This is a genomic window from Serratia sp. PF-27, assembly GCF_030053255.1.
Taxonomy (GTDB): Bacteria; Pseudomonadota; Gammaproteobacteria; order Enterobacterales; family Enterobacteriaceae; genus Serratia; species Serratia bockelmannii.
Genome location: NZ_JASGBT010000009.1, coordinates 156,486 through 168,348 on the forward strand (window position 1 = coordinate 156,486; position 11,863 = coordinate 168,348).

Below are 11,863 nucleotides of genomic sequence, written 5' to 3' on the forward strand. Positions count from 1 at the left end.
AACAACGATGGCGATGAAAAAGTTGCTCATAGCGTCGCTGCTGTTTGGCAGCGCCACCGTATACGGTGCAGACGGGTTCGTAGTGAAAGACATTCATTTCGAAGGCCTGCAGCGAGTTGCCGTCGGTGCGGCGTTACTCAACATGCCGGTTCGCGTCGGCGATACCGTCACTGACGATGACATCAGTAATACCATTCGTGCCTTGTTTGCCACCGGCAACTTCGAGGACGTGCGCGTACTGCGCGATGGTAATACCTTGATCGTGCAGGTGAAGGAACGTCCTACCATCGCCAGCATCACTTTCTCCGGCAACAAGTCGGTGAAAGATGACATGCTCAAGCAGAACCTGGAAGCCTCCGGCGTCCGGGTGGGCGAGGCGCTCGACCGCACCACGATCTCCAGCATTGAAAAAGGGCTGGAAGACTTCTACTACAGCGTCGGTAAATACAGCGCCTCGGTGAAAGCCGTAGTCACGCCGTTGCCGCGCAACCGTGTCGACCTGAAACTGGTGTTCACGGAAGGGGTCTCCGCCAAGATTCAACAAATCAACATCGTCGGCAACCATGCTTTCACCAACGACGAACTGATCTCACGCTTCCAACTGCGTGACGAAGTGCCGTGGTGGAACCTGGTCGGCGACCGCAAATACCAGAAGCAGAAACTGGCGGGCGATCTCGAAACCCTGCGCAGCTTCTATCTGGATCGCGGCTATGCCCGCTTCAACATCGATTCTACCCAGGTGAGCCTGACGCCGGATAAAAAAGGCATCTACATCACCATCAACATCACCGAAGGCGAGCAGTACAAGCTTTCCGATGTTGTCGTGAATGGCAACCTGGCCGGCCACTCGGCGGAAGTCGCTCAGATCACCAAAATTGAGCCAGGCGAGCTGTACAACGGCAGCAAGGTGACCAAAATGGAAGACAACATCAAAACGATGTTGGGCCGTTATGGTTACGCCTACCCGCGCGTCGGCACTCAGCCTGAGATCAACGACGCGGATAAAACCGTCAAGCTGCACGTCAACGTTGACGCGGGCAACCGCTTCTACGTGCGTCGCATCAAGTTCGAAGGTAACGACACCAGCAAGGATTCCGTACTGCGTCGCGAAATGCGCCAGATGGAAGGCGCCTGGCTCGGCAACGAGCAGGTCGAGCAGGGTAAAGAGCGTCTGAACCGTCTGGGCTATTTCGAAACGGTTGACGTGGAAACCCAGCGCGTGCCGGGCACCGCCGATCAGGTCGACGTGACCTATAAGGTGAAAGAACGCAACACCGGTACCTTTAACTTCGGCGTCGGTTACGGCACCGAGAGCGGCGTCAGCTTCCAGGCCGGCGTGCAGCAGGATAACTGGTTGGGTACCGGCTACTCGGTCGGCATCAGCGGCACTAAGAACGACTACCAGACCTATACCGAACTGTCGGTCACCAACCCGTACTTCACCGTTGACGGTGTGAGCCTGGGCGGCCGCATTTTCTACAACGACTTTAAGGCGGATGACGCGGATCTGTCGGACTATACCAACAAGAGTTACGGTATCGACGGCACGCTGGGCTTCCCGATCAACGAAAACAACTCGTTGCGCACCGGCCTGGGCTACGTCCACAACGGTCTGTCGAACATGCAGCCGCAGATCGCCATGTGGCGTTACCTCGACTCGATGGGCGTGGATGCGAACAAGACCGACCGCGCCAGCTACTCGACGGACGACTTTACGCTGAACCTGGGCTGGACCTATAACAACCTGGACCGCGGCTACTTCCCGACCTCGGGTAACCGTACCACGTTGAACGGCAAGGTCACCATTCCGGGCTCGGACAACGAATACTACAAGGTGACGCTGGACAGCGTACAGTACGTGCCGATCAACGACGACCGCACCTGGGTGCTGTTGGGTCGCGGTCGTCTGGGTTACGCGGATGGGCTGGGCGGCAAGGAAATGCCGTTCTATGAGAACTTCTATGCCGGTGGTTCGAGCACCGTGCGCGGCTTCCAGTCCAACACCATTGGTCCGAAGGCGGTGTACTACAATTCCAACTCGTACCAGTGTCAGTTCAACGCCGGCAGCACGACCGATCGTCAGAGCATCTGTAGCTCGGATGACGCGGTAGGCGGTAACGCCATGGCGGTCGCCAGCCTGGAGCTGATCACCCCGACGCCGTTCATCAGCGAGAAATACGCCAACTCGGTGCGGACGTCGCTGTTCATCGATGCCGGTACCGTGTGGGACACCAAGTGGAAGAATACCAACGAAACGCTGATGTACGGCGTGCCGGACTACAGTAAAGCCAGTAATATTCGTTCTTCCGCCGGTATCGCGCTGCAGTGGATGTCGCCACTGGGGCCGTTGGTGTTCTCTTACGCCAACCCGATCAAGAAATACGAAGGCGACAAGTCCGAACAGTTCCAGTTTAACATCGGTAAGACCTGGTAACGGGTCTCGCCTCTGGGCATAACAGTTATTAAGAATCGCAATGGCCAGGCGCCCGCCGGCAGAGGGAGATGATTCTCATTGTTTGGTGGGACAAGTCTGGCAAATTGTGTACTTCAGTGTCATATGACACAAATGGGTGATGGTAAGGAGTTTATAGTGAAAAAGTGGTTGTGTGCCGCAGGCCTCGGTTTAGCAATGGCTGCTTCAGCTGGCGTTCAGGCAGCAGATAAGATCGCTGTCGTTAACGTCTCCAGCATTTTCCAACAGCTGCCGGCCCGCGAAACGGTCGCTAAACAGCTGGAAAACGAGTTTAAAGGCCGTGCAAGCGAACTCCAGAACATGGAACGTAGCCTGCAGACCAAAATGCAGCGTCTGCAGCGTGACGGCGCTACCATGAAAGCCAGCGATCGCAGCAAGTTGGAAAAAGACGTGATGGCGCAGCGCGAGCAGTTCTCTCAGAAAGCGCAGGCTTTCGAGCAGGACAACCGTCGTCGCCAGATGGAAGAGCGTAACAAGATCCTGAGCCGCATTCAGGACGCGGTGAAATCTGTCGCCAGCAAAGGCGGTTATGACGTGGTGATCGACGCCAACGCCGTTGCCTATGCAGACTCTTCCAAAGATATCACTGCTGACGTGCTGAAACAGGTTAAATAACACATGCTTTCAATTCGACTGGCTGATTTAGCGCAGCAGTTGGATGCACAATTGCACGGTGATGGCGATCTCGTCATCACCGGCATTGCTTCTATGCATTCGGCACAGCCTGGCCAAATCACGTTTTTGTCAAACAGCCGCTATCAAGAGCAGCTGTCTTCCTGCCAGGCAAGCGCCGTGGTGCTTACCGAAGCGGATTTACCACACTGCCGTGCTGCGGCGCTGGTGGTTAAGAACCCTTACCTGACCTATGCGCGCATGGCGCAGCTGATGGACACCACGCCGTCGCCGGCCCAGGATATCGCGCCAAGCTCGGTGATCTCACCTGAAGCGCAGCTGGGGCAGAACGTCGCCATTGGGGCGAACGCGGTGATCGAGTCGGGTGCGGTGCTTGGCGATAACGTGGTTATCGGCCCGGGCTGCTTCATCGGCAAACACGCACGCATCGGCGCGGGAACGCGTCTGTGGGCGAACGTCACGATTTATCATGCGGTCGAAATCGGCCAGCGTTGCCTGATCCAGTCGGGCACCGTGATCGGCGCAGACGGTTTCGGCTATGCGAATGAGCGCGGCGAGTGGATCAAAATCCCTCAGTTGGGCACGGTGATTATCGGCGATCGCGTCGAAATCGGCGCTTGCACCACCATTGACCGCGGCGCTTTGGATAACACCCAAATCGGGAATGGTGTTATCATCGACAACCAATGCCAGATTGCACATAACGTCGTGATTGGCGACAATACCGCCGTCGCCGGCGGTGTGATCATGGCCGGCAGCCTGAAAATCGGCCGCTACTGCCAGATTGGCGGTGCCAGCGTGATCAACGGTCACATGGAAATTGCCGACAAGGTGGTTGTCACCGGAATGGGAATGGTTATGCGACCAATCACCGAACCTGGGGTATACTCTTCGGGCATTCCGTTGCAGCCTAACAAGGTTTGGCGTAAAACCGCTGCGTTGGTGATGAATATCGATGAGATCAGCAAACGCTTGAAAGCTGTCGAACGTAAAGTCGGAAAAGACTAATCATTGCCGCCCGCCCTGGCGGGTACAAAACGAAACGCGTTGGTCGTGAGACCAAAAGCGCAAAGAGATGTTAATTTGCGGCCTGCATGATGATCTCCTTTTGGGGTCAGCGCAGGCCGTGTTGTTGATGCCATCAGTTTTTAGAGACAGGAAGAGTATTTTGACTACTGACACTCATACTCTGGATATTGCAGAAATTTTGGATCTGCTTCCTCACCGTTACCCGTTCTTGCTGGTCGACCGCGTCCTCGAGTTTGAAGAGCACAAATATCTGCGTGCGGTGAAGAACGTATCGGTGAACGAACCGTTTTTCCAGGGCCACTTCCCTGGCAAACCGATTTTCCCAGGCGTATTGATCCTGGAAGCCATGGCGCAGGCCACCGGTATCCTGGCGTTTAAAAGCGTCGGCAAACTGGAGCCGGGCGAGCTGTATTACTTCGCCGGTATCGACGAAGCACGCTTCAAGCGCCCTGTGGTGCCAGGCGATCAGATGGTCATGGAAGTCACCTTCGAGAAAACTCGCCGCGGTCTGACTCGCTTCAAAGGCGTGGCGACCGTTGACGGTAAAATTGTCTGCGAAGCAACCATGATGTGTGCCCGCAGCCGGGAGGCTTAATCCGTGATTGACCAAACCGCCTTTATCCATCCTAGCGCGATAGTCGAAGAGGGCGCCGTGATCGGCGCCAACGTGCATATCGGCCCTTTCTGCTACGTCGGCTCCCAGGTGGAAATCGGCGCCGGCACGGTGCTGAAATCCCACGTGGTGGTGAACGGTATTACCAAGATTGGCTGCGATAACCAGATTTATCAGTTCGCTTCCATCGGTGAAGTGAACCAGGATCTGAAATACGCAGGCGAACCGACGCGCGTTGAAGTGGGCGATCGCAACCGCATCCGCGAAAGCGTCACCATTCACCGCGGCACCGCGCAGGGCACCGGCCTGACCAAAGTGGGCAACGATAACCTGCTGATGGTCAATGTGCACGTTGCACACGACTGCGTGGTCGGCAACGCTTGCGTGCTGGCCAACAACGCTACGCTCGCAGGGCACGTGGAAATCGACGATCACGCCATTATCGGCGGCATGACGGCGATCCACCAGTTCTGCATTATCGGTGCGCATGTGATGGTAGGCGGTTGTTCCGGTGTCGCTCAGGACGTGCCTCCATTCGTCATCGCTCAGGGCAACCACGCGACGCCGTTCGGCGTCAACGCGGTCGGCCTGAAGCGCCGCGGTTTTGATAAGGATGAAATGCAGGCGATCCGCAACGCCTACAAAATCCTGTATCGCAGTGAAAAAACGCTGGATGAAGCGAAGGCGGAAATCGAAGCCCTGGCCAAAGAGCAGCCGGTGGTGCAGCAGTACCTCGATTTCTTCACCCGTTCTACCCGCGGCATCATTCGCTGAGTTATGTCGAATCGTCCATTGACTATCGGACTGGTCGCCGGAGAAACCTCCGGTGACATTCTCGGCGCCGGTTTGATCCGCGCGCTCAAGGCGCAGATCCCCGACGCGCGTTTCGTTGGCGTCGCCGGCCCGCTGATGCAGGCCGAAGGCTGCGAAGCCTGGTACGAAATGGAAGAGCTGGCGGTCATGGGCGTGGTGGAAGTGCTCGAGCGCTTGCCACGCCTGTTGAAGATCCGCAAGGATCTCACTCGCCGCTTCGTTGAGCTGCGGCCGGACGTGTTTGTCGGCATCGACGCGCCGGACTTCAACATCACGCTGGAAGGCCGCCTCAAGCAGCGCGGCATTCGCACCATCCACTACGTCAGCCCGTCCGTGTGGGCCTGGCGACAAAAGCGCGTTTTCAAAATAGGCAAAGCCACCGATTTGGTGCTGGCCTTTCTCCCTTTCGAAAAAGCGTTTTACGATCGTTTCAACGTCCCCTGCCGGTTTATCGGCCACACCATGGCGGACGCCATGCCGCTGCAGCCCGATCGGTTGGCGGCGCGCGCTCAGCTTGGCATCGCTCCGCAGGCGCGCTGTTTGGCCTTGCTGCCGGGCAGCCGCGGCGCCGAAGTCGAGATGCTGAGCGCCGACTTCCTCAAAACCGCGCAGCTGCTGCGCACGCGTTATCCCGAGCTGGAAGTGGTGGTGCCGCTGGTTAACGCCAAACGGCGCGAGCAGTTTGAGCGCATCAAGGCCGAGGTTGCGCCGGATCTGACGGTACATCTGCTGAACGGCCAGGGGCGCGAGGCGATGATCGCCAGCGACGCGGCGCTGCTGGCGTCCGGCACGGCGGCGCTGGAGTGCATGCTGGCCAAGTGCCCGATGGTGGTGGGCTATCGCATGAAGCCGTTCACTTTCTGGCTGGCGCAGAAGCTGGTGAAAACGCCTTACGTTTCGCTGCCGAATCTGTTGGCGGGGCGCGAAATTGTCACCGAGCTGCTGCAGCATGACTGCGTGCCGGACAAACTGGCCGCCGCCGTGATGCCACTGTTGGAAGAGAGCCCGGAAACCGACGCGCTGAAACAAACTTTCCTTACCTTGCACCAAAGCATTCGTTGCGGTGCGGACGAACAGGCCGCTCAGGCTGTGTTGGAGCTGGCGAAAGCATGATTGAACCCTTTATCTATCCCGCTGCCACGCTGATTGCCGGTGTGGACGAAGTGGGCCGCGGCCCGTTGGTCGGCGCGGTGGTCACCGCTGCCGTGATCCTCGATCCGGCGCAGCCGATCGTCGGTCTGGCGGACTCCAAGAAACTCAGTGAAAAACGCCGCCTGGCGCTGTATGACGAAATCGTCGCCAAGGCGCTCTCCTGGAGCCTGGGGCGCGCCGAACCGGCGGAAATCGACCAGCTGAATATTTTGCACGCCACCATGTTGGCGATGCAGCGCGCGGTGGCCGGGTTGCATATCGCGCCGGACATGGTTTTAATCGACGGTAACCGTTGCCCGAACCTGCCGATGCGTTCGCAGGCGGTGGTGAAGGGCGACAGCCGTGTGGCGGAGATCAGCGCGGCGTCCATTCTGGCGAAGGTCACGCGCGATCGCGAAATGGCCGAGCTGGACAGCGAGTTCCCGGACTACGGTTTCGCGCAGCATAAAGGCTACCCGACCGCCCTCCACCTGGAGCGGCTGGCTGCGTTGGGCGCCACCGAGCATCATCGCCGCAGCTTCGCGCCGGTGAAAAGAGCGCTGGCGCTGTAGTCTGCGGGCCTGACCGGGCTCGACGATAGCATTAACCCGGGCTCAGCCTGCTGAGCCCCTTCAATCAGGTATCTGGAGATGGCCGAACCTCGTTTTATTCACCTGCGCGTCCACAGTGACTACTCCATGATTGATGGATTGGCCAAGACGGCGCCGCTGGTGAAAAGAGCCGCCGCGTTAGCCATGCCTGCTCTGGCAATCACTGATTTCACCAACCTGTGCGGGCTGGTGAAGTTCTACGGCAGCGCGCACGGCGCCGGGATCAAACCGATCATCGGCGCGGATTTCCATGTGCAAAGCGATGAGCTGGGCGACGAACTGGCTCAGCTGACGGTGCTGGCCAGCAACAACGAAGGCTACCAGAACCTGACGCTGCTGATTTCCCGCGCCTATCAGCGTGGCTACGGCGCCGCCGGCCCGACCATTGATCGCGACTGGCTGATTGAACATCGCGAAGGGCTGATCCTGCTTTCCGGCGCGCGTCAGGGCGACGTCGGCAAGTTCCTGCTGCGCGGTAACCAGGCGCAGGTGGATCAATGCCTGGACTTCTACCAACAGTATTTCCCGGACTGTTACTACCTGGAACTGATCCGCACCGGCCGCCCGGACGAAGAGAACTATCTGCATGCGGCGGTGGCGCTGGCCACCGAGCGCGGTTTGCCGGTGGTGGCCACCAACGACGTGCGCTTCCTGGTGGAAGACGATTTTGACGCTCATGAAATTCGCGTCGCCATTCACGACGGTTTTACGCTGGACGATCCCAAGCGGCCACGCAACTACAGCCCGCAGCAATACATGCGCAGCGAAGACGAGATGTGCGAGCTGTTCGCCGACATCCCGGAAGCGCTGCTGAACAGCGTCGAGATCGCCAAGCGCTGTAACGTCACCATTCGCCTCGGCGAATACTTCCTGCCGCAGTTCCCAACCGGCGATATGAGCACCGAGGACTTCCTGGTGCTCAAATCTAAAGAAGGGCTGGAAGAGCGTCTCGAGTTCCTGTTCCCCGATCCTGAAGTGCGCGCGCAGCGCCGCCCGGAATACGACGAGCGTCTGGACGTCGAGCTGAAGGTGATCAACCAGATGGGGTTCCCCGGCTACTTCCTGATCGTGATGGAGTTTATCCAGTGGTCGAAGGACAACAACGTGCCGGTGGGCCCAGGGCGCGGCTCCGGCGCCGGTTCTCTGGTGGCCTATGCGTTGAAAATCACCGACCTCGATCCGCTGGAATTCGACCTGCTGTTCGAACGCTTCCTGAACCCGGAACGTGTTTCGATGCCCGACTTCGACGTCGACTTCTGCATGGAGAAGCGCGACCAGGTGATCGAGCACGTGGCGGAGATGTACGGCCGCGAAGCGGTATCGCAGATCATCACCTTCGGGACCATGGCGGCGAAAGCGGTTATCCGCGACGTAGGCCGGGTGCTGGGGCACCCGTACGGCTTCGTCGATCGCATCTCCAAACTGGTGCCGCCGGATCCGGGCATGACGCTGGAGAAAGCCTTTGCCGCCGAACCGCAGCTGCCGGAGATTTACGAGGCCGATGAAGAGGTCAAGGCGCTGATCGACATGGCGCGCAAGCTGGAAGGGGTAACGCGCAACGCCGGTAAACACGCCGGGGGCGTGGTGATCGCGCCGACCAAGATCACCGACTTCGCGCCGCTGTACTGCGACGCCGAAGGGCACCATCCGGTGACCCAGTTCGACAAGAACGACGTGGAATATGCCGGGCTGGTGAAGTTCGACTTCCTCGGCCTGCGCACCCTGACCATCATCGACTGGGCGCTGGAAATGATCAACGCCCGGCGCGCCAAGACCGGGCTGGAACCGATCGACATCGCCGCCATTCCGCTCGACGACAAGAAAAGCTTCGACATGCTGCAGCGCTCGGAAACCACGGCGGTGTTCCAGCTTGAATCGCGCGGCATGAAAGATTTGATCAAACGCCTGAAGCCCGACTGCTTCGAAGACATGATCGCACTGGTGGCGCTGTTCCGTCCGGGGCCGCTGCAGTCAGGGATGGTGGATAACTTCATCGACCGCAAGCATGGCCGCGAAGAGATCTCCTACCCGGACATTCAGTGGCAGCACGAGTCGCTCAAGCCGGTGCTGGAACCGACCTACGGCATCATCCTGTATCAGGAACAGGTGATGCAGATTGCCCAGGTGTTGGCCGGCTACACCTTGGGTGGCGCGGATATGCTGCGTCGTGCGATGGGTAAAAAGAACCCGGTCGAAATGGCCAAGCAGCGCGGCGGCTTTGAAGACGGCGCGAAATCGCGCGGCATCGACGGTGAACTGTCGGTGAAAATCTTCGACCTGGTGGAGAAATTCGCCGGTTACGGCTTCAACAAATCGCACTCCGCCGCCTATGCGCTGGTGTCGTATCAGACGTTGTGGCTGAAGGCGCACTATCCGGCCGAGTTTATGGCGGCGGTCATGACCGCCGATATGGACAACACCGACAAAGTGGTGGGGCTGGTGGACGAATGTTGGCGCATGGGGCTGAAGATCCTGCCGCCGGACATCAACAGTGGCCTGTATCACTTCCACGTCAACGACGACGGCGAGATCGTTTATGGCATCGGCGCGATCAAGGGCGTGGGGGAAGGGCCGATCGAGGCCATTATCGAGGCGCGCAACAGCGGCGAACAAGGTTACTTCAAAGACCTGTTCGACCTGTGCGCGCGCTCTGACATCAAGAAACTGAACCGCCGCATTCTGGAAAAACTGATCATGTCCGGGGCGTTCGATCGCCTTGGGCCGCACCGCGCTGCGCTGATGAATTCGCTCGGCGACGCGTTGAAAGCGGCGGATCAGCATGCGAAAGCCGAAGCTATTGGCCAGGTGGATATGTTTGGCGTGCTGGCGGAAGCGCCGGAGCAGGTGGAGCAATCCTACGCCAATATCGCGCCCTGGCCGGAGCAGGTGGTGCTGGACGGTGAACGGGAGACGCTGGGGCTGTACCTGACTGGCCACCCGATCACCCAGTACCTGAAGGAAATCGAACGTTACGCCGGTGGCCAGCGTTTGAAAGACATGCACCCGACGGATCGGGGCAAAATGACTACCGCCGTCGGGTTGGTGGTCGCCGCGCGGGTCATGGTGACCAAGCGCGGCAACCGTATCGGCATTTGCACGCTGGATGACCGTTCGGGCCGTCTGGAAGTGATGCTATTCACCGAAGCGCTAGAAAAATACCAGCATTTGTTGGAAAAAGACCGTATCCTTATCGCCAGTGGACAGGTCAGCTTTGATGACTTTAGCGGCGGGCTTAAAATGATGGCCCGCGAGGTAATGGACATCAGTGAAGCCCGGGAAAAATACGCTCGCGGGCTTGCTATCTCGCTGACTGACAGGCAAATTGATGACCAGCTTTTGAACCGTCTCCGTCAGTCGTTGGAACCCCATCGCTCGGGGACGATTCCAGTGCATCTCTACTATCAACGGGAAGATGCACGAGCCAAGCTGCGTTTTGGCGCAACCTGGCGCGTGACGCCCACCGACCGCTTGTTGATCGATTTGCGGACGTTGGTAGGCAATGAGCAGGTGGACTTGGAATTTGACTAAAATAGGAATGCTATGAGTCTGAATTTTCTTGATTTTGAACAGCCGATTGCAGAGCTGGAAGCGAAAATTGACTCGCTGACTGCAGTCAGCCGTCAAGACGAAAAATTAGATATTAATCTGGACGAAGAGGTTCAGCGCCTGCGTGAAAAGAGCGTTGAGCTGACGCGCAAGATTTTTGCCGATCTTGGGGCCTGGCAGATTGCCCAATTGGCACGCCACCCGCGCCGTCCTTATACCCTGGATTATATCAAACACATCTTTACCGACTTCGAAGAGTTGGCGGGCGATCGCGCTTACGCTGACGACAAAGCGATCGTCGGTGGCATTGCGCGCCTGGATGGCCGCCCGGTGATGATCATCGGGCACCAGAAAGGCCGTGAAACCAAAGAGAAGATCCGCCGCAACTTCGGCATGCCGGCGCCGGAAGGTTACCGTAAGGCGCTGCGCCTGATGGAAATGGCCGCCCGCTTCAAGATGCCGCTCATCACCTTTATCGATACTCCGGGCGCTTATCCGGGCGTGGGTGCGGAAGAACGCGGCCAGTCAGAAGCCATCGCGCGCAACCTGCGTGAGATGTCGCGTCTGAACATCCCGGTCATCTGCACCGTCATCGGCGAAGGTGGCTCCGGCGGCGCGCTGGCGATCGGCGTGGGCGATAAGGTGAACATGCTGCAGTACAGCACCTACTCGGTGATTTCGCCGGAAGGCTGTGCCTCCATCCTGTGGAAGAGTGCCGACAAGGCGCCGCTGGCCGCAGAAGCGATGGGCATTACCGCACCGCGTCTGAAAGAGTTGAAGCTGATCGATTCGGTGATCCCGGAGCCGCTGGGTTCCGCGCACCGCGACGTGCCGGCGATGGCTGCCGCGCTGAAAGCGCAGCTGCTGGCCGATCTGAAAGATCTGGATGGTCTGAACGACGAAGAATTGCTCAACCGTCGCTACCAGCGTCTGATGAACTACGGCTACTGCTGAGTTCTGTTCTTCGCTGCAAGAAACCGCCTCCGGGCGGTTTTTTTTTGGCTACACACCGCC

9 protein-coding genes are annotated in these 11,863 nt (G+C 58.6%); all 9 read left to right on the forward strand.

What is annotated here, in order from left to right; all coding sequences use genetic code 11:
* Window positions 1-7: 7 nt before the first annotated feature.
* The 9 genes from bamA to accA all read left to right on the forward strand — a co-directional run bounded on the left by bamA (window position 8) and on the right by accA (window position 11,803).
* The gene (bamA, locus tag QMZ29_RS04680) at window positions 8-2,434 is read left to right on the forward strand and encodes an outer membrane protein assembly factor BamA (protein WP_033639522.1); all 2,427 of its coding nucleotides are present in this window, start codon (window positions 8-10) and stop codon (window positions 2,432-2,434) included.
* Window positions 2,435-2,590: 156 nt separating this feature from the next.
* Window positions 2,591-3,088, forward strand: coding sequence for a molecular chaperone Skp (gene skp, locus QMZ29_RS04685; protein WP_025304031.1), 498 nt, complete (start codon window positions 2,591-2,593; stop codon window positions 3,086-3,088).
* Between the two features lie 3 nt (window positions 3,089-3,091).
* The gene (gene lpxD, locus QMZ29_RS04690) at window positions 3,092-4,114 is read left to right on the forward strand and encodes a UDP-3-O-(3-hydroxymyristoyl)glucosamine N-acyltransferase (protein ID WP_049207283.1); all 1,023 of its coding nucleotides are present in this window, start codon (window positions 3,092-3,094) and stop codon (window positions 4,112-4,114) included.
* A 160-nt stretch (window positions 4,115-4,274) separates the two neighbouring features.
* On the forward strand, window positions 4,275-4,730 hold the full coding sequence (gene fabZ / locus QMZ29_RS04695) for a 3-hydroxyacyl-ACP dehydratase FabZ (RefSeq protein ID WP_004931962.1): 456 nt from the start codon (window positions 4,275-4,277) through the stop codon (window positions 4,728-4,730).
* A gap of 3 nt (window positions 4,731-4,733) precedes the next feature.
* Window positions 4,734-5,522, forward strand: a complete 789-nt coding sequence (gene lpxA, locus QMZ29_RS04700; protein ID WP_004931964.1) for an acyl-ACP--UDP-N-acetylglucosamine O-acyltransferase — start codon at window positions 4,734-4,736, stop codon at window positions 5,520-5,522.
* 3 nt (window positions 5,523-5,525) lie between these two features.
* On the forward strand, window positions 5,526-6,674 hold the full coding sequence (lpxB, locus tag QMZ29_RS04705) for a lipid-A-disaccharide synthase (RefSeq protein ID WP_166445360.1): 1,149 nt from the start codon (window positions 5,526-5,528) through the stop codon (window positions 6,672-6,674).
* Window positions 6,671-7,264, forward strand: coding sequence for a ribonuclease HII (rnhB, locus tag QMZ29_RS04710; protein ID WP_025304028.1), 594 nt, complete (start codon window positions 6,671-6,673; stop codon window positions 7,262-7,264). The genes lpxB and rnhB overlap by 4 nt, the downstream gene beginning before the upstream one ends.
* A 78-nt stretch (window positions 7,265-7,342) precedes the next feature.
* Window positions 7,343-10,831: a DNA polymerase III subunit alpha gene (dnaE, locus tag QMZ29_RS04715; RefSeq protein WP_025304027.1), complete on the forward strand. Its 3,489-nt coding sequence runs from the start codon at window positions 7,343-7,345 to the stop codon at window positions 10,829-10,831.
* Between the two features lie 12 nt (window positions 10,832-10,843).
* Window positions 10,844-11,803, forward strand: coding sequence for an acetyl-CoA carboxylase carboxyl transferase subunit alpha (gene accA, locus QMZ29_RS04720; RefSeq protein ID WP_019455765.1), 960 nt, complete (start codon window positions 10,844-10,846; stop codon window positions 11,801-11,803).
* The last annotated feature ends 60 nt before the right edge of the window (window positions 11,804-11,863 follow it).

Excerpts from the sequence above, each read along its gene's own strand:
- accA (WP_019455765.1), top strand. The coding sequence starts at position 10,844 with ATGAGTCTGAATTTTCTTGATTTTGAACAGCCGATTGCAGAGCTGGAA.
- lpxD (WP_049207283.1), top strand. The coding sequence starts at position 3,092 with ATGCTTTCAATTCGACTGGCTGATTTAGCGCAGCAGTTGGATGCACAA.
- rnhB (WP_025304028.1), top strand. The coding sequence starts at position 6,671 with ATGATTGAACCCTTTATCTATCCCGCTGCCACGCTGATTGCCGGTGTG.
- bamA (WP_033639522.1), top strand. The coding sequence starts at position 8 with ATGGCGATGAAAAAGTTGCTCATAGCGTCGCTGCTGTTTGGCAGCGCC.
- lpxB (WP_166445360.1), top strand. The coding sequence starts at position 5,526 with ATGTCGAATCGTCCATTGACTATCGGACTGGTCGCCGGAGAAACCTCC.
- dnaE (WP_025304027.1), top strand. The coding sequence starts at position 7,343 with ATGGCCGAACCTCGTTTTATTCACCTGCGCGTCCACAGTGACTACTCC.